Raw genomic sequence first — 19,088 nt, 5'->3', positions numbered from 1 at the left:
CTTTTGCAGTTCCCTCCGGCCGGAGTTGGCCAAAGGGGTTGTTATCTGCCGCCGCCCTCGCCAGAGTGGTAAGCGACCTGATTATCTGATGCAGAGGAGCGCGTTATGCAGATCGACAAGCAGCAGATCCTAGACCTTCTCCGGTCGACCGGCGACACCAACAAGGCGGACCAGGCAGACCAGCAGTTGCCGGATCAGGTGGACACGGAGCGCGACTCCGGCCTGCTGTCGAACCTGGGCATCGACGTCAACGACCTGCTCAGCAAGCTCCCCGGCGGACTGGGCGACAAGCTCGGCGGACTGGGCGACAAATTCGGCCTCTGATGTTGTAGGCCTTTCCTGACTCCGGCCCGGCACGAACCACATTGTTTGGGGGGTGCCGGGCCGGTCTTTTTCCTGCCGCCCAGCAAGGAGCACTGCATGTTCATCCTCTTCGGATTCACCAGTCGGCCGCGCGTACTGACCATGCGCCCCGGTTCCTGCTCCTACTGCGGGGTGCACGGGCCGCACCGCATCATCGAGGAGGCCGGGAAATTCTCGGTTTTCTTCATCCCGCTCTTCACGACCAGCCGCAAGTACTACTCGATCTGCGCGAACTGCGGCGGCCGCACGGACATGTCCAGGCAGCAGAAGGACGCGCTGCTCCGGGCATGATGCGAAGCAGAAGCCGAAGCTAGGGGCGGCGGCAGCTCAGGCGGGGACAGGCACGATGTTGTGGTTCAGCCGGAAGAGGTTGCCGGGGTCGTAGCGGTTCTTTAATGCGAGCAGCCGCTCGTAGGTCTCCGGACCGTAGGCTTGGCGCGCGGCCTCCGTTGCATCGTGTCCGAGTTCTGCGCCTAGGAAGTTGACGTACTGGCCGTGCTCGGCAAACGGCTGCATGAGCGCGTAGGCCTTGCGGGCGAAGTCGCTCAGCCGCTTGTCTTCGGCGGGGTCGTGCCAGAAACCATAGATGTTCAGCCAGTACTTCGCCGAGCGGTTGGGGAACGCCGTCGCGTCTTCCGGCACGCGCCCGAAGGCCCCCTGCATGTGGTGGATGTCGATCCCGGTTCCGGCCCAGGTCACCTCGGAGGCGAAACCAACCAGGACGTCTACGGCCTCCTGGTCCAGCCGGGAGAAGGACACGTTCTTCCAGTACCCCCGGGAGCCCTTGGGAAAGAGGTCGTCCATGGCGGACTGCCACTCCAGCCAGGCGGTGGGGCCAACCTCTTCCGCGTCGGGAGGCGCGGCGACCCGCAGGCGCTCGATCAGCCCAAGCCCGGGCTGGTGGTCCTCCGAGGCCCAGTTGAAACCGACGATCATCCACGGGTCTTCGCCCATCCCCAGGTCGGGCGGGAGCACCAGGAAGGAGACGATCGGGTTCATGTCCTCGGGCAGGTCCTGCGTCCAGCGGTCGAACGCGGTCAATGTGCTCTTCCAGTGCTCCGGCCGGTAGAAGAAGTTCCCGCCGAGTACGGCGGCGGGCAGCGGCCGGGCGCGGAAGACGAAGGAAGAGACTACGCCGAAGTTTCCGCCCCCGCCCCGCAGCCCCCAGAACAGCTCGGGGTTCTCCTGCTCGCTCGCCTGCAGATGCTCCCCGGTGGCGGTGACAACGTCGGCGGAGACGAGGTTGTCCAAACTCAGGCCGTTGGAGCGGGTCAGCCAACCCACCCCTCCGCCGAGCGTCAGCCCGGCGACGCCGGTCGCGCTAATCACCCCGAGCGGCACGGCGAGGCCGTGCGGCGCGGTGGCCTCGTCGACGTCCTTCAGCGTTGCCCCCGGCCCGACGGTCACCAGCCGCTGCTCCGGGTCGACGTCCACGCTCCGCAGTGGGCCCAGGTCCAGCACCAGGCCGCCGTCGGCCGTGCCGTGACCGGCGATGTTGTGCCCGCCGCCGCGGACCGCCAGCGGCAGGCCGGTGCGTTTGGCTGCGTCCAGGACGGGATCGATGTCCGTTACGGCGGCCGCCCGGACGACGGCGCGCGGATGGAGGTCGATCATGCCGTTCCACACCGCCCGGGCGTCGTCGTAATCCGGATCCTGCGGTTCGATCACCGACCCCGCCAGCTGTCCGCGCAGCTCCTGCAGGACGCGCTCTATTGCGCCGTCCTGGTTTCCGTCATGCCCAGTGTTCATCGGTCTGCTCGTTCCGTGCCAAGGGGCTGATGCCCCCGGTCCAATAGTGGATGGCTCGCGCCGTGATCCGTGCCGCCGGACGGACCCTTCGGCGGACGCCCGGTCCTGAAGTCCCGCCCGGTCACGGTCCAGCCGGAAATGCGCTGGAGCAGCTTGTGGTGGTGGCCCCAGTATAGGGTCGCCCGTTGGAGCGGACAACGGACCAGATGGGGGTCGATATGAACTGGTCCCCAGAAGCTGGACCGGATAAATAAGAGCCTAAGCCGCGAGGGCCTGAGCACGGTATTGCACCGGACTCAGGCCCTCAAGCTTTGTGGAGATCCTTTCGGTGTTGTACCAGCGGATGTAGTCGTGGAGTGCTGATTCCAGTGCGCTGGTGCTGAGGAATCGGACGTGGTGGAAGAGTTCTTCCTTGAGGTGACCGAAGAAGTTTTCCATCACGGCGTTGTCGTAGCAGTTGCCCTTGCGGGACATCGATTGGATGGCGTTGGCGTGCTGTAAGAGTCTCCGCCACGAGGCGTGCTGGTACTGGAACCCCTGGTCCGAATGCACGAGCGGTTTCTGCTCATGCTCGAGCGTTCTCAGCGCAATACGCAGTGAGGTGTTGGTGAGCTCCAGGTTCGGGGACAGGCCCACGGCGTAGGAGACGATCTGCCGGTCGAAGAGGTCCATGACGGGTGAAAGGTAGAGCTTTCGGCCGTCGACTCTGAACTCGGTCACATCCGTTACCCACTTCTGGTTCGGGGCATCAGCGTCGAATTCCCGGTTCAGCAGGTTGGGGGCAATTTTGCCCTGTTCGCCTTGGTAGGAGTTGTAGCGTTTCTTTTGCCGAACCTTGCAAACGAGCTGCAGGGAGCGCATGAGCTTCAGTACGGTTTTCTTCGCGACCGTCCAGCCTTGCTTGGTCAGTTCAGTGTGGATGCGGCGGTGCCCGTATCTGCCGTGGTTGTTGGTGAAGATCTTCGTGGCGGCGGTCTTGATGGCTTCCTTCGGATCGGGAGCCCGGATGCGGGCCTGGTGATAGAAGAACGTCGATCTTGCAAGGCCGGCGACCTGCAGCAGAACCGGGAGTGAAAAGTCGGCCTTGAGGGCGATGATGGCCTGAACCTTCACCGTTGTTTTGGTGCCCTCAAGGCCCGTAATTTTCCCAGGTAGGCTACTTCTGCCCGCAGCCGTTCGTTCTCCCGGCGCAATCGTTCCAGCTCAGATGGCTCCGCAGGCGGTGGAGCGTCGGGTCTCCGTGGTCTGCCCTTAGGCTTCGGGCGCAAAGCGTCGGCACCCTCCCGGCGATACTTCCGTACCCAGTGATCGAGCAGGCGAGCCGAGGACAAGCCCGTCTCCGCGGCGAGGTCCTGAGCGGTCTCACCAGCAAGGAATCGTTTGACCAATGCGATCTTGAACTCGAACGGGTACGACTGCCGTGTCGGTTTGGCCATGAGCGCTCCTCGACCGTGGATTTTCCATCGCCGATAGAGAAGCTTGACTGGCCAACGAGACACACCCAGTAGTCTCGCCGCCGCACTGTCGGCGACACCCTTCTCAAACCACGCTACAGCGGCCTCCCGCTGGTTCTCCGACAACGAACTACGTGCATCCATAAAAACTGCTCCCCGGAAGTGGAACTGAATTTCTCAGTCCAACTTCTGGGGAGCAGTTCAATAGCGGTACCGGGTCCTTCGGAAATGCGGTTAGCAGGGCTTCACGGCGGTGCCGAGGACGAACGGGTTCACGGGGAGCCAGGCGGGCTCGAGGACGAACTGCTCCTGCACGTCCGCGGCGAAGCCGGCGGCGGCGATGGCTGCCGGGGTGTCGCGGTTGATCTGGCAGCCTTGGGCCCCGAAGGACCAGAGGGGCCGGAGGAGGTCCTGGGCCTTGGCGTGCCGGCCCGTGCCGCGGATGTGTTCGAGGAAGAGCAGCCGGCCGCCGGGTTTGAGGGCGCGGCGGGCTTCGGCGAGGGCTGCGGGCTGGTCGGGGACGGTGCAGAGCACGAGGGTGAAGACGACGGCGTCGACGGTTCCGTCCGCGGCGGGCAGGGCCTCGGCGGAGCCGGCTGACACGGTGACGGCGGCGTTGGGGGCACCGGAGGCCACCTTTTCTTCGAGGCGCCGCCGCATGTGCGGGTCCGGTTCCACGGCGGTGACCGTGCACGACGGCGGGAAGTGGGGCAGGTTGGCGCCGGTGCCGGCCCCAACGTCGAACACGCTGCCCGCCAGCCCGGCGAGGAGCGCGGCACGGCGGCGGCCGAGCTCGGTCTCCTCGATGCGGCGGGTGGCCGCGTCGTAGCGCGAGGCGAACACTGCGCTCCTGATGCCCATCTGCGTAGGTGCCTTCCGACGTCGTTATGGTTGCCTGCCGGGATGGCAGCTATTCGCGGAGCAGTCCGTACTGGAGGACGGCGTTGCCCTTGCTGGTGATCTGCGACTGCTGCAGCTCCAGCCGGGTCGTGGGATCCTCGGGGCCGAAGAGGCGGCGGCCGGGGCCGGCGATGACCGGGTGGAACATGACGGTGAGGGAGTCGAGCAGGCCGGCGAAGAGCAGCTGGCGGACCACGGAGATGCTGCCGCAGACGGCGATGTCGCCGCCGGTGCCGCCCTTGAGCTTCCGGACGAAGTCCTCCAGGTCGCCGTCGATGAGCTGCGAGTTCTGCCATTCGAGCTCACCGGTGAGGGTCCGGGAGGCGACGAACTTCTGCACCGGGTTGATGAAGTTCCCGAATTCGTCGGTGGCCGTCGGCCAATAGCCCGCCCATTCCTGGTAGCTGACACGGCCGAGCACCACCGTGTCCGTCCGGCGCATCATGTCGTCCAAGCCGTTGCCGAGCTCCTCGTCGAAGCTGTCGAACTGGAATTTGAAGGGGTCCTGCACCACGCCGTCCACGGAGCTGAAGAGCCCTGCCGTGAGTTTCCGCATGTCGAACTCCTTCTATTGGACGTCTTCGTCCAATTCGTCGTCGGCCTCGTCGTCCTGGGCAGCCTCCGGCGCCGGGCCCAGCGCGGCGAGGACTTCGCGGGCGACGACGTCGCTGGAGGCCGGATTCTGCCCGGTGATGAGGTTGCCGTCGCGGACCAGGTTGGGCTGCCACGCGGGACCGGCCTGCACGATGGCGCCGCTGTCCCGCAGCGTGGATTCGACCAGCCACGGGGTGTTCTCGCCGGTGCCGCCGCCCAGCTCCTCTTCGTCCGTGAAGACGGTCAGCTTCCTGCCTGCGAAAGCGAAATCCCCGGCGTCGTCGGTGGCACTGAGCAGGGCGGCGGGGCCGTGGCAGAACGGGGCGATGATGATGCCTTCGCGGTCCGCCTCCACCAGCAGCCGGCCGAGGTTCGCGTCCGAGGCGAGGTCCGCCATGGGCCCGTGGCCGCCGGGCAGCACGATCGCGTTGTAGTGGGCGGCGCTGACTTCGGAGAGCACCAGCGGCGAGGCCAGCTCCGGCTCGATCTCCTCGAGGTAGGCGGCGAAATCGTCCGCTTTGGCCTGGCCGCCCGCGTTCTCCGGGTTGAGGCTGATGGCGTCCACGGTTGGCTTCTTGCCCCCGGGCGTCGCGATGTTCACGGTGTGACCGGCCTCGGCGAGCAGCCGGTGCGCGGTGACCAGCTCCTCGGCCCAGAAACCGGTGGGATGCTCCGTCCCGTCCTTCATTGTCAGGGAATCGGCGGCCGAGACGACCATCAGGATCCGTGCCATGTGCTGCTCCTCTTTGCCGGCCCGCGCCGGAGCGGCCCGCTGATTGGTGAGCCGTGTAGGGGAAGACCGGCTACTGGAAGGCTAGTCCGGGACGGGAAAGCAGGACAAGGGCAGGATGCCTTTTCAGGCTGACTTGGGGCTTCGCCGGCGGCGCCGATTGCCCTATTTACATCCCCGCGGAAGAGTGCTTCCATTGGTTTCACGTTCCACCCCGCGGGTGGATCAAAATAGGTGGATTTTGGGGTCAGTTTTGCCGGGGGAGGGGCCGTGGCATTTCGCATCGCCGTTCCGGCCGCCACCGCGCGCGTCTGCATCGCGGCCGGCCTCGGTGCCCTCGGGTGGACTCTTCTGACAACGACGACGGCGGATGCCGCCGATTCGGACGCCGGCGGTTTGCCGTCGGCGGACTCGGTCGTGCACATGGCGGAGGAGCCGGCTCGCCATGTGGCGGGCCGGGCGGCGGGCGCCCTCGATGGAGTCGGCGGGGTGGCCAACGGGGCAATTGGTGGAACAGCAGGTCTACCGGGCGGGACCGCAGCGGAATTGGAAGCCGCTGCGGCTCCGGCCGGAGCCGCGGTGGCCCAAGTCGTCGCGCCGGCTGCGACGCCTGAGGTACCTGTCGTGGAGCCGATCGTTGGCCCGGTCACGCATCCGGTTACCGGCTCTGCCGCGGGGACCATCGCACAGGCCGCCAACTGGGCCGCGCCCGCCGACCTGGCACCTGTTGCCGAACTCGGTGCCTTGATCGAGACCCCGGTAGGGGAGCTCGCCAAACCCGTCGCCGAGGTCGTCGCCCAACCTGTCGGCGCCGTAACCAAACCGGCCGGCGAGGTGCTCGCGTCGGTGACGGATCAGCTCAAGCCTGTCACCACCGCTGTCGGCGAAGTGCTCAAGCCAGTGACGGATCCGCTCCGTCCCGTGACCGACCAGGTAACTCCGGGGCTACCCGGGCTGCCTTTGTCGCCAGAGGATCCGGTCCTGCCTGGTGCGCCCGAGGAACCATCCGACCCTCCGACTGCAGCCCCGCCCGCGGGACCCGCCGACCAGGCGGACGATCCTGCGCCCGGGACGGCAGCTATCGAACCGGACGCAGCGGCGGTTCCGGTTCCGCTGCCGTCGGTCAGCTCTACCGACCCCGATCCAGCGGTTGAGGCTGGGGTCGCGAATGCCCGGCCGGATGCCGGCACAGCCACGAGCCAGCGGCAGTCCCGGACCCTGGGCTACCTGGACCTTCCCGGCATCGCGGGCTCGGGCACAGCTGCGCCGACGATCGGCGCGATTGACCGCCCTGCGGTGCTTCCCCCGAACTTCGGCGGCACTCTTTCCGGGTCTGTCCCCGTGGCCAACGGCGGCACGGGGAGCGCCGGCACAGGAGCTGCCGGACACGTGTCGGCCGACGCCTTCCTGGCGGACGGGCCGAACCTTGAGCTTGCCAGCCTGTTGACCCGGACGGCGGACAGCACAGTCCTGCCCGCTTCCCCGGCATTCGATCCTGGCTCCACGCCCGACTGATCCACCCGAGCCTGCCCATGGTTTTTGGCACGCGTCTCCCGAATGACACTTCCGCACCCAGCCCCGGCATCCTGAGCGCCCGGGCCGCGAACGGACCGGCTTTGCCCCGGTAGCCGCGGCCACACGCCGATGCCCCGCGGGCCGACCGCAACCATCGCGGGGGCCAGCGCTTCACTGAACGCCGCCCTTGCAGGCTTCCCGTCGGTTACCGCCCCAGTGCGGACCCTAGGAACATCATCTGCCGAACGCCGTCGCGTGACGGGCCCGGCCGGAGTACCCATGGAAAGGGTGAGACCCATGAAGGCTTGGGATTGGTAACCGCGAGCTGAGGGGTGCCCCGCCGCGAAGGCGGGGTGCCCCGCCGTCGTACTCCTCTTCGTTGCCGGGAGCTACCTGCTCCGGATCTGCCGCACGGCCGCGGAGCCCAGCTGGACCAGGCGAATGCACGCGGCGGTGGCCAGCGGCGCACCGATCAGGACACCGGTGGTGCTGGTGCCGCCGGTCGCGAGGATCGCCGCGCCGGCCGACAGGACGACGGCGTAGAAGACAGCGAGAATGACCGGGGTTGCTGCGTCGGACGCGACGGCGCGGCGGATCGCGGCAAGGGAAAACATGGTCTGTCCTGGAGACTGGAAGGGACGGGCGAAAGCCCTGGCACGGAGGTGCTCCTTCAAATTATCGGGCCAGTTCAGCGGCTCCTTTGACGCAACTCAATATGGCGTTGCTCACTAGCAGCCCCGTTATCCACAGGCGGGAGAATGAACGTTCAAATCACGGGCGGCGCTCAGTAGGGTGGGCGCCAGCCCACTCTCCCCAGGACCTGCGCTACACCCAGCCACGGGAATGGCGGAAAGCCGCTGTCAGCGCTCCCGCACTATGCGGCTACCTGTGGCTAAATGTTTCATCTAGCCCCGGATTATCCGGTGCCCGGGCAACCACCGCCGCAGCAAAAGAAGGGCCTGGCCATTACCGCGCTGGTCCTGTCGATCGTCGCACTCGTGCTGTGCCTGATTCCTGTCATCAACAACTTTGCCATCGTGCTGGGTCTGGTCGGACTCGGCTTCGCTATTGCCGCACTGGTCATCGCATCGAAGCGCCAGCAGAAAAAGGGGATGGCCATCGCCGCGTTGATCATGTCCGTGGTCGCGATAATCGGCGCCATCGTGTCGCAACTGATTTTCGTCGCGGCGCTCAACAGCGTCAGTGATGCGATTGAAGAGGGATCCGACGGCGTCGTTCCTCTGACGCAGGAGCAGCAGTCCGAGGCCGCTGAGAGGCCGGCGCTCGGGCTCGGCGAATCCTCTGCCGTCGGCGATGAGTACAACGTAATGGTGAACGCGGTGAACTTAGACGCCACCGAGGACATCCTCGCCGTCAACGAGTTCAACGAGGGGCCTCAGGGCCAGTTCGTACTCATTGATCTGTCCGTCGAATACACCGGCAGCGAAGAGGGCGATCCATGGATCGACCTGGGCGTGAACTTCGTTGGCAGCGACGCCCGGCAGTACGACTCAAGCACGTGCACTGCCGTCCTGGAGAAGAATGGATCGGACGTGCCAACGCTTGAGAACGGCGGCAAGGGCGACTACCAGGTCTGCATGGACGTGCCGGCCGAAGCAGTGCAAGATGCCCAGATTTTCGTCGAGCCGACCGTGTCCTTCGACAACGACTCTCGGGTTTACTGGGCAGTGAAGTAGGCGGCGGGGGCCAGCCACCGCTTAAGCACGACGTATTAAAACACGACGTCGGCACCCGACTTGGGCGCCGACGTCGTGCTTTCACAAGTAAGGGTCAGGCGGCCGCTCTGGCGGGTGGCCGGTTCAGGGCTGGACGGCGGGTTCGAGGCCCGGGATGCCGTTCGGCAGGTGGGCGAACATACGGTCGAAGACATTGCCGCGGTCGAACTGCAGGGCGAACCTGCGGGCCCGGCGCTCCTGCTCGGCACGCTCGGCCGGGCTGGTCTCCAGGATGGCGTGGTCGAGCGCGGCGGCGATGGCGGCCGGGTTGTCCACCGGGACGAAGGCGGCGCAGTCGCCGACGGCCTCGCGGATGCCGCCGGTGTCGGCGGTGATGACGGGGCCGCCGCCGGCGAGCATCTTCTCGGCCAGGGCGATGCCGAAGGTTTCGACGAATTCGGGACGCGGCTTGCTGGGCAGCACGAAGGCGGCGCAGCCGGCCATCAGGTGCGGCTTCTCGGCGTCGTCGACGTCGTCCAGGAAGGTGATCCGGTCGGCGGCGGGAGAGGCCGCCGCGAGGTCGCGCAGCTGGTCGGACTCGGGGCCGCGGCCGGCGATGACCAGCTTCAGGTCCGCGCCGGAGCGGCTGGCGGCGAAGCCGTGGATCAGGTCGTCGACGCCCTTGGCCGCTGCCAGGCGGGAGAGGAAGAGCACGTAGCCGTCCTTCGCGAGGCCGCGCGCGGAGAGGACCCGCTCCTGCTCGGCCGGGTCCAGGTCAAGGTAGGCGGCGGTGTTGATGGCGGGGTAGGAGATGCCGATGCGTTCGCGGCACTGCGGGGCGAACGAGGTGCCGTGGCGGGCATCGATCTGTGCCGCGGACTCGATGATGAGGTCCCGGGTGTACTCGGAGACGGCGACGCAGTGGTCCTGGCTGAGGTAGCTGGAGAGGATGTGCGCGGCGGCGCCGAAGCGGCCTTCGGTCACGCAGGCGCGGACGACGTTGGTGACGTCCGAGCCGACGGCCTCGGCGATGGTGGTGACGTTGACGGGCAGGCCGGTGCTCCAGGCCGCGCGGACGGCGTCGGTCACCGCGACCGTGTGCGGGCTGAGGTAAAGGGAGAGGCAGACGGTGGGAACGCCGTCGGTAAACAATTCGATGAGGCGGCCGGTCAGACCGGCGAGGTAGCGGCCGTCCGGGACCTTGTAGTCGCCCACGGGCTCAGGCCGCTCCACGACGATGCCGTTGCTGTAGGGCAGGACGCCGTCCAGGGGTTTGAGCGGGAGGCCGGCGGCTTCGAGCCGTTCGATGGGCCAGGTGATGATGCGGACTTCGTCGAAGCCGCGCTGCCGGGCGGCCTCGGCCAGGTTGCGGGCCTCGCCTGAATGGCCGCAGATCACGGGATCGGCGCGGACAACGATGACCAGGCGGTTCACGGGCTGTCGGGTCATGATGCGAGTACCTCCGAGGGTGTCGACGGGTTTGAGGTGGAATCCGAGGGCGGCCGGTTGGCCGTGCCCCACCCGGATGGGTCGGGGCCGAGATGCAGGACGAGCTGGCCGCCGCGGTGCAGCTCGTTGCCCCGGAGCCAGCTGCGTTCCAGGGGCTTGCCGTTGAACTCGGCGGACTGGACGTACTGCGGCGGGCCGCCGTGCTCCGGTTCCCTGAAGCCGCGGGTGAGGATCTCCAGCGACTTGTCGGCGATGCTGACCGTGGCTTCACCGAAGGACGGCGCGTTGACCAGCACCAGGTTCTGCCCCGCGACCGGGAACAGGCCGAGGGATGCCCAGACGTACCAGGAGCTCAGCCCGCCGGAGTCGTCATTGCCGGGCAGGCCGCCGCGGCCGGTGCCGAACTGCTGGTGCACGATGTCGTGCACGATGCCGGCGGTCCGGTCCGGGCGGCCGGCATACTGGTAGGCCCACGGGGCGTCCATGTCCGGCTCGTTGTTCAGGCCTTCGAAGCGCCCCAGCGAGTAGCCGGCCAGCAGTTCCTCGACCGAGGGGTGCAGTCCGGGCTGCTTGACCGGGTCCGCGCCGACGCCGAAAAACTGGTCCAGCAGTGCCATGAACGGCCCGTCCCCGCCGGCCAGCTGGATCCGCGCGGCCATGTCGTGCAGCAGCCGGAACGAGTAGTTCCACTTGCTGCCTTCGTAGTACGTGGAGTCGATCAGCAGGCCGGTGGTTGGGTCGAAGGCGTTGGTCCAGCGCCGGATCAGCGGCTGGAACTCGGTCGCCAGGGCGTTGTCCCGCACATACCGGGCGACCTTCGAAGTGCACCAGTAACCGAGCGCCAGGTCCAGCGTGTGGCTGATCGGATGGGCCAGGCCTGCGACCAGGTAGTCCTCGCCGTAGGTCCGGCGCAGGTCGTTGTGCATGTGGACGAGCGCCCAGTCCCAGTCGATGCCGGGCAGCTCCAGCTGGCACAGGTCGCCCAGGAAGGTGTGGGCCAGGGCGCTGCCCTGCCGGGAGAACCGGTCTTCGCCGCGGGCCATGCGGTAGCCGATCGGGAAGTTGCCTTCCTCTTCGCAGATCGTCAGGAGGGCGTGGCCAAGTTCGACGGCGCGCGCCGGCAGCAGCGTGGTCAGCAGCGGCAGCTGGGTCCGGTAGATGTCCCACATGGTGCAGATGTCGAAGGCGAAGGGGCCGCGGGTGGGCCAGAACGGGCTCTCGTTCTCGGCCAGGCAGGGCTTGATGAGCGAGTGGTACAGCGCGGTGGAGAAGATGGTCTGCCGGTCCCGCGACGGAGTGTCCACCTTGACCAGGCGCAGGTGGTCCTTCCACGCCTCGTTGGTCTGGGTCCGGCGGGCGCTGAAGCGGCCCGGGCCGGTGCCGCAGTCCCGGTGCAGGTTCTGTTCGGCCTGTGCCACGCCGCGGAGCGAGAAGCCGAACCGCAGTTCCACCGACTGGCCGGGCTCGCTGGGGCCGGCCCACATGAGCCCGAAGGGGCGCAGCGTCGTCGGCCGGATGTGGTCGAAGTCCAGGCGGGTGCCGCCGGGCATCAGCCGCCGGTCGTACCAGAGCATCTGCCGCCACTGCAGCGCGTCGCACTCGATGTGGACGGCCAGCGGGGCGCCCTCCATCACGATCTCGCCCTGTGCCACGCCGGGACCGACGGATTCCAGGTGCGCCCGCAGCGGCACGGTGATGCCGTAGGGAATGGAGAGGCCGCCGAGGGAGAAGTCCACCACCAGCCGGGCGTCGCGGTGGCGCGGGAAGGTGTAGCGGTGCACGGCGCTCTTCGGCCCGACGGTGATTTCGGCGCGCACCCCGGAGTCCAGCGTCGCGGCATACCAGCCCGGCTCGGCGCGTTCCTCGTCCAGATCCCAGTGCCGGCCGAGCGAATCCAGCGGCTCGAGCATCGGGGTGACACGGAAGTAGTTGTAGTACTTGCGGATGGCGCCCGTGCCGGATTGCTGGAAATGCGTGAAGCCCGAGGCGACCTGGCGGTCGTGGATGGTCGGCGGCAGGCCCTCGGTGGACAGATCGTAACGGCCGTAGCCGGTGGGGTAGGCGCCCGAGTACGAGCAGGCCGACACCATGCCCAGCGGATAGGCGGCACCCGGATGCGTATTCCCCACGGCGGGTTTCGGCCACCACCAGGTGGCCGGAAGGCCGGTGGGCTCGGGCAGGTCGGTGATCTCCGTTCCGATGAACGGATCCACCCGCTCTATCACCGGCTGCTCCCCGCGGGCCCCGGCGGCTTACCGGGCGCTCTCCGGGCGGCGTCGATTCTCATGGGTGGAGCGTACTACCAACAAATAGCCGCGTCATGAGCGGCAGATGACAATTTCGTATCGGGGACCGAACCGCCCGGGTACTAGCTGCCCTCGCCGGTGAGCGCCTGCAGGCCGACGGCGCCGTCGGCGTCGAGGTAGTCGGCGAAGTAGGCGGCGATGGCATTGCGGGCCGTGCTGCCGGCGGCGGCCGGGTTGCCCGTTTCGATGGCGTGCAGGATGGCGCGGTCGCGTTCGACGGATTCCTGCATGGCGGTGGTGCTGTCGGCGGACCGGTCCATCCGGTCGTTCATGAGTTTGAGGATGGAGCCGGCGACGGCCTCGCCGCAGATGCGCAGCAGGGCGTTGTGGCTGGCATCCCAGACGGCGGCGTGGAAGTCCAGGTCCGCTCGGTTGAAGCTGTCTGAACCGTGCGCCACTTCGGCTTCCATGCGTACGACGGCGTCGCGCATCTTTTCGAGCTGTTCTTCCGTGCGCAGGGCGGCGGCGAGCTGGCAGGCGGAACTTTCGAGCACGATCCGGAACTGGACGAGCTCGGAGAGCGAGAGCGATGCGATCCGTGCGAGGTTGGTGAAGGAGCGGCCGAGACTGTCGGGGGAAAGGGCCTGCACCTGCGGGCCGCCGCGGCCGCCGGGTTTCGAGGCGATCAGGCCCTGGCTCTGCAGGACGCGCAGGGCTTCGCGGATGGTGGGACGGCTGACGGAGAACTGGACCATGAGGTCGCGTTCGCTGGGCAGATGCTGGCCGGGTTTGATGCTGCCGGACAGGATGGCCTGCTCGATCTGTTCGACCACGCGCTGGTAGGTGAGCGTGGGTACGGCCGGAGAAAAGGTGATGTCGCCCACAACCTGCCTTCCGTCGTCGTTATTTTAACTCAACTGGTCAGACCATGTAACTAGATAGCAACATCATCCTGCCATAGTGTTGGATGGATCACACTGATGGATTTGAGCCGGTTCGATGGAGGGCCCATGCGTTCGAATAAGAAGTTCGGTCTGGCCGCGGCGGTGCTGGCCGGCGCCCTGTCCCTGACAGCGTGCAATGCCGGCGCGGGTTCCACCGCGTCGCAGGAGGCGCAGCAGGACTCGGTCACGGTGGCGCTGACGGGGGAGCCGGTGAACCTGGACTTCACGACGACTGCCGGCGCGGCGATTCCGCAGGCGCTGATGTCCAATGTGTACGAGGGCCTGGTGGAGATCGACCAGGAGGGCAAGATCCAGCCGCTTCTCGCCGAATCGTGGGAGCTCAGCGAGGACCGGAAGACCTACACCTTCAAGCTGCGCGAGGGGGCGAAGTTCTCCAACGGCGAGCCGTTCACGGCCGAGGACGTGAAGTTCAGCATCGAGCGCGTGCAGTCCGATGAGTGGGTGTCCAGCCTGAAGTCGAAGATGGACGTGGTGGACGCCGTGACCGTGCTCAGCGATACCGAGGTCGAGGTGGTGCTGAAGCAGCCGAGCAACGCGTGGCTCTTCGACATGGGCACGCTGGTCGGCGCGATGTTCGACCCGAGCGGCGTCGACGACCTGGCCAACACGGCGATCGGCACCGGCCCGTACGCGATCGAGGCGTGGAACCGCGGGCAGTCCATCGAGCTGGCTGCCCGCGACGACTACTGGGGCGAGAAGCCGGGCGTCGAGACCGCGACGCTGCGCTACTTCGCGGACGCGGTGGCCACCACCAACGCGCTGCAGTCGGGCGACGTCGACGTGGTCTACAACATGCAGGCCCCGGAGCTGCTCTCTTCGTTCGAAAGCAACGACAAGTACCAGGTGCTCGAGGGCACCTCCAACGGCGAGATCGTGCTGTCGATGAACAACAAGGAGGCCCCGTTCGACGACGTGCGGGTGCGCCAGGCGGTGATGCACGCGATCGACCGGCAGGCCGTCGTCGATACCGCGTGGAACGGCTACGGCACGGTCGTGGGCGGGCCGGTGCCGCCGACGGATCCGTACTTCGAGGACCTCAACAACGTCTACCCGCACGATCCGGCGAAGGCCAAGGAACTGCTGAAGGAAGCCGGCGCGGAGAACCTGGACATCACGTTCACGGTGCCGACCCGGCCGTACGCGACGGCGGTGTCCGAGATCGTGGTCTCGCAGCTGGCAGAGGTGGGCATCAACGCGAAGATCGAGTCCGCCGAATTCCCCGCCGTCTGGCTGGACCAGGTCTTCACCAAGCACGACTACCAGATGTCCGTGGTGCTGGCGGTGGAGAGCCGGGATGTGCTGACGATGTTCAACAACCCGGACTACTACCTCGGCTACGACAACTCGAAGATCAAGGACCCCGCGGCGAAGGCCGACGCAGCCGACGAGGAGGGCTACGTCGAGGGCATGAAGGACGTGGTCCGCACCATCGTCGACGACGCCGCGGCGGACGTGCTGTTCATCTTCCCGAACATCGTGGTGGCGGACGCCAACGTGACCGGCATTCCGGCCAACTCCGTCACGGAAGCGCTGGACCTGACCAACATCGGCTGGAAGTAAGCCCTCCGTGGCGATCCGGCTGCTGATCAACCTTGCGCGGTTCGCGGTCACCTACGTGGCCGCGACCGTGCTGGTGTTCCTGTTTATGCGGGCCATCCCGGGTGATCCGGCGCAGATCGCGCTCGGCGTGAACGCGACGCCGGAGCTGCTCGCCCGGACCCGGGCGGAGTTCGGGACCGACCGGCCGCTGATCGTGCAGTACTTCGACTGGGCGCTCGGGCTGCCGTTCGGCGACTTCGGCACGTCCTACGTGACCCGGCAGGACATCAGTCCGCTGGTGCTGGACCGGGTGCAGGTCAGCCTGATCCTGGTGGTGCTGGCGATGATCGTGGCGCTGCTGATCGCGATCCCGTTTGGCACGCTCGCGGCGGTCAAGCACCGCAGCCCGGGCGGCATCCTGGTCAGCGGCCTGAGCCAGCTGGGCGTGGCCGTGCCGAACTTCCTGGCCGGCATTCTGCTGGTGGTGGTCTTCGCGGTGGGGCTGGGCTGGTTCCCGGCGAACGGCTGGACCCCGCCGGGGCAGGACTTCGGCGACTTCGCCTCCCGCGTGGCGCTGCCGGTGCTGGCGCTCGCCTCGGTGCAGGGCGCCATCCTCACCCGCTATGTCCGCTCCGCCGTGATGGAGGTGATGAGCGAGGACTACCTGCGGACCGCGCGGGCGAAGGGCCTGGGCAAGATGGAGGCGCTGTTCAAGCACGGGCTGCGCAACGCGTCCATCCCGGTGCTCACCGTCACCAGCGTGCAGCTGGCCGCGCTGATCATCGGCGCGGTGGTGATCGAGCGGGTCTTCGTCATCCCGGGCCTCGGCTCGATGTTGCTGGACGCCGTGGGCAACCGGGACCTGCTGACCGTGCAGTCCGTGGTGATGGTGCTGGTGGCCATCACGCTCATCATCAACCTGGTGGTCGACGTGCTCTACACGGTCCTCGACCCCCGCATCCGGAAGGCGTCATGACTACCCAGCCCGCCGCCGTCGTCCGTTCCACCCGCCGCCGGCCGGCACCGACCCTGCTGATCGGGGCCGCGCTGGTGCTGCTGGTGGTGCTCGCCGCGCTCATCTCCTTCGTCTGGACGCCGTACGACCCGGTGCAGGCCGCCCCGGCGGACCGGCTGCAGGGCTCGAGCGCCGCGCACCTGATGGGCACGGACCGCTACGGCCGCGACGTCTTCTCCGGGATTCTGTACGGCGCCCGGATCACCCTGCTGGTGGGGCTGGTCGCCGTCGGCATCGCCCTGCTCATCGGCACGCCGCTGGGGATCCTGGCCGGGATGCGCGGCGGGGCTGTGGAGGAGGTGTCGATGCGCGCCGCGGACATCCTCCTCGCCTTCCCCGCGCTGCTCGTCGCCATCATGTTCGGCGCGGTCTTTGGGGCCAGTACGACGACGGCGATGCTCGCCATCGGGATCGGCTCCATCCCCGGTTTCGCACGGGTCGCGCGGAGCGGGACGCTGCAGGTGATGAGCACCGAGTACGTGCTCGCGGCGAAGGCCTCCAGCCAAGGCCAGTTCCGGATCGCGCGGCGGCACGTGCTGCCGAACATCGCCGGCATGGTCGTGGTGCAGTGCTCGGTCTCCTTCGCGATCGCGGTGCTGGCCGAGGCCGCGCTGTCCTTCCTGGGCCTGGGCACGCCGCCGCCGGTGCCGTCTTGGGGCCGGATGCTGCAGGAATCGCAGCAGTTCCTCGGCACCTACCCGATGCTCGCCGTCTGGCCCGGCCTGGCCATCGCCGTGGCGGTGCTCGGGTTCAACCTGCTGGGCGACGGCCTGCGGGACAAGTTCGATCCGAAGCTGAACGGAGGCCGCTGAGCATGGAACGCGCAAGCGATGACGTCCGCGGGTACAACTCCGGGCACGACTCCGCCGAGCCGCTGCTGCGCGTTGAGTCCCTCACCGTCTCCACCCCGGACCGCCCGCTGGTCTCCGGCTTCAACCTCAGCATGGCGAAGGGCGAGCGGATCGGCCTGATCGGCGAGTCCGGCTCCGGCAAGTCCATGACGACGACGGCGCTCATGGGGCTGCTGCCCGAGGGCGTCTCCGCGACTGGTTCCATCCGGCTCGCCGGTCACGACCAGGACCTGGTCGGCGCGCCGGACAAGCGGCTGCGCCGGATCCGCGGGAACGACATGGCCATGGTCTTCCAGGAACCGCTGACCGCGCTGAACCCGCTGATGAAGGTCGGCCCGCAGGTCGCCGAGATCATGCTCAAGCACAAGACCGTTCCCTCCGGTGCCGCGGTGGCGGCACGAGCCGTCGAGTTGCTGGCGGACGTGAAGCTACCGGACCCGGCGGAGGCAGCGAAGGCGTATCCGCACCAGCTCTCCGGCGGGCAGCGGCAGCGCGTTATGCTGGCGATGGCCCTCGCCAACGACCCCGCGCTGCTGCTCTGCGACGAGCCAACCACCGCGCTGGACGTCACCGTGCAGCGGCAGGTGCTGGACCTGATCCTCGAGTCCGTGCAGCGGCGCGGCACCGGCCTGCTGTTCATCACCCACGACCTGTCGGTCGTGGCCAGCATCTGCGACCGCGTGCTCGTGATGCACCACGGCGAGGTTGTGGAGGAGGGGTCCACCGAGGAGGTCTTCGCCCGGCCGCAGCACGCCTACACCCGAGGACTGCTGGCAGCCTCGGACCTGGACGCCACGGACGAGGCCGGCCGGCTCTACACCGTGGCCTCGGCAGGCGGCTACACCCCGCCCGCCCCGGACCACGTCATCGAAGAAGTGCCCGCCGCCGCCCTGCACCTGGCCGGCGAGGCGGCCACGCCGGACGACGGCACCGCCGGGTTCGGTCCCGCAGCGGCGGATGCGGCCGAAACCGCCGCCGCCCTGAGCCCCGCCGCCGATGGCCCGGTCGTCGAGCCTCCTGCCGACGCGGCCGCCCTGAGCCCCGCCGCGGAGCCGTCTGCTTCCCGCGCAGCCGCGTCGGCCCCGGAGAAGGCGACCGCCCCCGCGGAGCCGGCGGGCGCCGTCGTCGTGGGCTCGGAACACATGCGCGACGCCGGCACGCCGGTGATCCGCGTGCGGGACCTGGTCCGGACCTACCAGCGGCAGCGGACCTCGCTGTTCGGCAAGCGGAGCGAGGTGCAGGCGCTGCGCGGGATCTCGTTCGACGTCGCCACCGGCCAGCGCTTCGGTGTGGTGGGCGAGTCCGGGTCGGGCAAGTCCACGCTGCTGCGGATCCTCGCCGGGCTGGACCAGCCGACCTCGGGCAGCGTGCGGGTGGCCGGCAACGAGGTGGCCGGGGCCAAAGAGAGCGAGCTGGCCGAGCTGCGCCGGCAGCTGCAGATTGTCTTCCAGGACCCGATGGGCTCGCTCAATCCGCGCATGAAGGTGCAGGACATCGTCTCCGAGCCGCTGCTGGCTCCCGGCCAGAAAGTGGACAGCGCGCGGCAGCGGAGGCTCGTCGCGGAGATGCTCGGCGCCGTCGGGCTTCCCGCTGATTCCGCCGATCGCTTCCCGCACCAGTTCTCCGGCGGCCAGCGCCAGCGCATTTCGATCGCCCGCGCGCTGATCTGCCAGCCGCGGGTGCTGGTGGCGGACGAGCCGGTCAGCGCGCTGGATGTCTCGGTCCGCGCGCAGGTCCTGAACCTGCTCTCGGACCTGGTGGACGAGTACCAGCTGACCCTGGTCTTCGTCTCGCACGACCTCGGCGTAGTGCGGTACATCTGCGACAACGTGGTGGTGATGAACCGCGGCCAGATCGTGGAGAGCGGCAGCACCGAGCAGATTTACGAGGCGCCGGGGCACGAGTACACACGGACGCTGGTCAATTCGTCCATGTCGCTGCGCGCCGAGCTGGCCGCCCGGGAGGCAGCCATGTCCGGCTGACGGCCGGGCGCAGGCGGGCTGTGCCGGCCCCTTGAACCTGCCGTCGGCGTCCAGCAATCT

General features: G+C 67.9%; 18 protein-coding genes. 8 read left to right on the top strand and 10 right to left on the bottom strand.

Going from position 1 to position 19,088, the window contains the following annotated elements; translation table 11 throughout:
* Positions 1 to 105 precede the first annotated feature (105 nt).
* Complete coding sequence (locus tag OC550_RS03195; protein ID WP_262103860.1) at positions 106 to 324, top strand: hypothetical protein; 219 nt, start codon at positions 106 to 108, stop codon at positions 322 to 324.
* A gap of 96 nt (positions 325 to 420) precedes the next feature.
* Positions 421 to 654, top strand: a complete 234-nt coding sequence (locus OC550_RS03190) for a zinc ribbon domain-containing protein (protein WP_262103859.1) — start codon at positions 421 to 423, stop codon at positions 652 to 654.
* Positions 655 to 690: 36 nt separating this feature from the next.
* Here the strand turns inward: OC550_RS03190 and OC550_RS03185 are convergent, their stop codons facing one another.
* The 6 genes from OC550_RS03185 to OC550_RS03165 all read right to left on the bottom strand — a co-directional run bounded on the left by OC550_RS03185 (position 691) and on the right by OC550_RS03165 (position 5,793).
* Positions 691 to 2,112, bottom strand: coding sequence for an FAD-binding oxidoreductase (locus OC550_RS03185; protein ID WP_262103858.1), 1,422 nt, complete (start codon positions 2,110 to 2,112; stop codon positions 691 to 693).
* 258 nt (positions 2,113 to 2,370) lie between these two features.
* Positions 2,371 to 3,225, bottom strand: a complete 855-nt coding sequence (locus OC550_RS03180) for an IS3 family transposase (protein ID WP_262103857.1) — start codon at positions 3,223 to 3,225, stop codon at positions 2,371 to 2,373.
* Positions 3,222 to 3,548, bottom strand: coding sequence for a helix-turn-helix domain-containing protein (locus OC550_RS22345; RefSeq protein ID WP_368736933.1), 327 nt, complete (start codon positions 3,546 to 3,548; stop codon positions 3,222 to 3,224). The genes OC550_RS03180 and OC550_RS22345 overlap by 4 nt, the downstream gene beginning before the upstream one ends.
* 252 nt (positions 3,549 to 3,800) lie before the next feature.
* Entirely contained in the window at positions 3,801 to 4,427 is a 627-nt protein-coding gene (locus tag OC550_RS03175; RefSeq protein ID WP_262103856.1) for a class I SAM-dependent methyltransferase, read from the bottom strand.
* A gap of 49 nt (positions 4,428 to 4,476) precedes the next feature.
* Positions 4,477 to 5,022, bottom strand: coding sequence for a dihydrofolate reductase family protein (locus tag OC550_RS03170; protein ID WP_262103855.1), 546 nt, complete (start codon positions 5,020 to 5,022; stop codon positions 4,477 to 4,479).
* Positions 5,023 to 5,034: 12 nt separating this feature from the next.
* The gene (locus tag OC550_RS03165) at positions 5,035 to 5,793 is read right to left on the bottom strand and encodes a type 1 glutamine amidotransferase domain-containing protein (RefSeq protein ID WP_262103854.1); all 759 of its coding nucleotides are present in this window, start codon (positions 5,791 to 5,793) and stop codon (positions 5,035 to 5,037) included.
* A 267-nt stretch (positions 5,794 to 6,060) separates the two neighbouring features.
* On the opposite strand from OC550_RS03165, the gene OC550_RS03160 reads away from it, so the two are divergent.
* On the top strand, positions 6,061 to 7,305 hold the full coding sequence (locus OC550_RS03160; protein WP_262103853.1) for a hypothetical protein: 1,245 nt from the start codon (positions 6,061 to 6,063) through the stop codon (positions 7,303 to 7,305).
* Positions 7,306 to 7,694: 389 nt separating this feature from the next.
* On the opposite strand, the gene OC550_RS03155 is transcribed toward OC550_RS03160, so the two are convergent.
* Entirely contained in the window at positions 7,695 to 7,919 is a 225-nt protein-coding gene (locus OC550_RS03155; protein ID WP_262103852.1) for a hypothetical protein, read from the bottom strand.
* Positions 7,920 to 8,201: 282 nt separating this feature from the next.
* Here OC550_RS03155 and OC550_RS03150 point away from each other — a divergent pair, with 282 nt between their 5' ends.
* The gene (locus OC550_RS03150) at positions 8,202 to 9,002 is read left to right on the top strand and encodes a DUF4190 domain-containing protein (RefSeq protein ID WP_262103851.1); all 801 of its coding nucleotides are present in this window, start codon (positions 8,202 to 8,204) and stop codon (positions 9,000 to 9,002) included.
* A 123-nt stretch (positions 9,003 to 9,125) separates the two neighbouring features.
* On the opposite strand, the gene OC550_RS03145 is transcribed toward OC550_RS03150, so the two are convergent.
* The 3 genes from OC550_RS03145 to OC550_RS03135 all read right to left on the bottom strand — a co-directional run bounded on the left by OC550_RS03145 (position 9,126) and on the right by OC550_RS03135 (position 13,560).
* Positions 9,126 to 10,430 (bottom strand): glycosyltransferase, encoded by a 1,305-nt coding sequence (locus OC550_RS03145; protein WP_262103850.1) that lies wholly within the window; start codon positions 10,428 to 10,430, stop codon positions 9,126 to 9,128.
* A complete protein-coding gene (locus tag OC550_RS03140; RefSeq protein WP_262103849.1) occupies positions 10,427 to 12,655 on the bottom strand; it encodes a glycoside hydrolase domain-containing protein in 2,229 nt (742 codons plus the stop codon). The genes OC550_RS03145 and OC550_RS03140 overlap by 4 nt, the downstream gene beginning before the upstream one ends.
* A 143-nt stretch (positions 12,656 to 12,798) precedes the next feature.
* Positions 12,799 to 13,560 carry a FadR/GntR family transcriptional regulator gene (locus OC550_RS03135; protein WP_262103848.1) on the bottom strand — a complete coding sequence of 254 codons (762 nt, stop codon included), beginning with the start codon at positions 13,558 to 13,560 and terminating at the stop codon, positions 12,799 to 12,801.
* A gap of 126 nt (positions 13,561 to 13,686) precedes the next feature.
* Between OC550_RS03135 and OC550_RS03130 the strand changes: the two genes are divergently transcribed.
* The 4 genes from OC550_RS03130 to OC550_RS03115 are packed head-to-tail and all read left to right on the top strand — an operon-like array spanning position 13,687 to position 19,028.
* Positions 13,687 to 15,201 carry an ABC transporter substrate-binding protein gene (locus OC550_RS03130; RefSeq protein WP_262103847.1) on the top strand — a complete coding sequence of 505 codons (1,515 nt, stop codon included), beginning with the start codon at positions 13,687 to 13,689 and terminating at the stop codon, positions 15,199 to 15,201.
* A 7-nt stretch (positions 15,202 to 15,208) separates the two neighbouring features.
* Complete coding sequence (locus OC550_RS03125; RefSeq protein ID WP_262103846.1) at positions 15,209 to 16,156, top strand: ABC transporter permease; 948 nt, start codon at positions 15,209 to 15,211, stop codon at positions 16,154 to 16,156.
* Positions 16,153 to 17,007 carry an ABC transporter permease gene (locus tag OC550_RS03120; protein ID WP_262103845.1) on the top strand — a complete coding sequence of 285 codons (855 nt, stop codon included), beginning with the start codon at positions 16,153 to 16,155 and terminating at the stop codon, positions 17,005 to 17,007. The genes OC550_RS03125 and OC550_RS03120 overlap by 4 nt, the downstream gene beginning before the upstream one ends.
* A 2-nt stretch (positions 17,008 to 17,009) precedes the next feature.
* A complete protein-coding gene (locus tag OC550_RS03115) occupies positions 17,010 to 19,028 on the top strand; it encodes an ABC transporter ATP-binding protein (RefSeq protein ID WP_262103844.1) in 2,019 nt (672 codons plus the stop codon).
* Positions 19,029 to 19,088: the final 60 nt, after the last annotated feature.

Source organism: Arthrobacter sp. Marseille-P9274 (assembly GCF_946892675.1).
GTDB lineage: Bacteria > Actinomycetota > Actinomycetes > Actinomycetales > Micrococcaceae > Crystallibacter.
The sequence above is the reverse complement of the archived record's forward strand: the minus strand, read 5'-3'. Positions and strand labels throughout refer to the sequence as shown.

What these genes read in the sequence shown, in the direction of transcription:
- OC550_RS03195 (WP_262103860.1), top strand. Translation starts at nt 106, where the DNA reads ATGCAGATCGACAAGCAGCAGATCCTAGACCTTCTCCGGTCGACCGGC.
- OC550_RS03190 (WP_262103859.1), top strand. Translation starts at nt 421, where the DNA reads ATGTTCATCCTCTTCGGATTCACCAGTCGGCCGCGCGTACTGACCATG.
- OC550_RS03185 (WP_262103858.1), bottom strand. Translation starts at nt 2,112, where the DNA reads ATGAACACTGGGCATGACGGAAACCAGGACGGCGCAATAGAGCGCGTC.
- OC550_RS22345 (WP_368736933.1), bottom strand. Translation starts at nt 3,548, where the DNA reads ATGGCCAAACCGACACGGCAGTCGTACCCGTTCGAGTTCAAGATCGCA.
- OC550_RS03175 (WP_262103856.1), bottom strand. Translation starts at nt 4,427, where the DNA reads ATGGGCATCAGGAGCGCAGTGTTCGCCTCGCGCTACGACGCGGCCACC.
- OC550_RS03170 (WP_262103855.1), bottom strand. Translation starts at nt 5,022, where the DNA reads ATGCGGAAACTCACGGCAGGGCTCTTCAGCTCCGTGGACGGCGTGGTG.
- OC550_RS03165 (WP_262103854.1), bottom strand. Translation starts at nt 5,793, where the DNA reads ATGGCACGGATCCTGATGGTCGTCTCGGCCGCCGATTCCCTGACAATG.
- OC550_RS03155 (WP_262103852.1), bottom strand. Translation starts at nt 7,919, where the DNA reads ATGTTTTCCCTTGCCGCGATCCGCCGCGCCGTCGCGTCCGACGCAGCA.
- OC550_RS03150 (WP_262103851.1), top strand. Translation starts at nt 8,202, where the DNA reads ATGTTTCATCTAGCCCCGGATTATCCGGTGCCCGGGCAACCACCGCCG.
- OC550_RS03145 (WP_262103850.1), bottom strand. Translation starts at nt 10,430, where the DNA reads ATGACCCGACAGCCCGTGAACCGCCTGGTCATCGTTGTCCGCGCCGAT.
- OC550_RS03130 (WP_262103847.1), top strand. Translation starts at nt 13,687, where the DNA reads ATGCGTTCGAATAAGAAGTTCGGTCTGGCCGCGGCGGTGCTGGCCGGC.
- OC550_RS03120 (WP_262103845.1), top strand. Translation starts at nt 16,153, where the DNA reads ATGACTACCCAGCCCGCCGCCGTCGTCCGTTCCACCCGCCGCCGGCCG.
- OC550_RS03115 (WP_262103844.1), top strand. Translation starts at nt 17,010, where the DNA reads ATGGAACGCGCAAGCGATGACGTCCGCGGGTACAACTCCGGGCACGAC.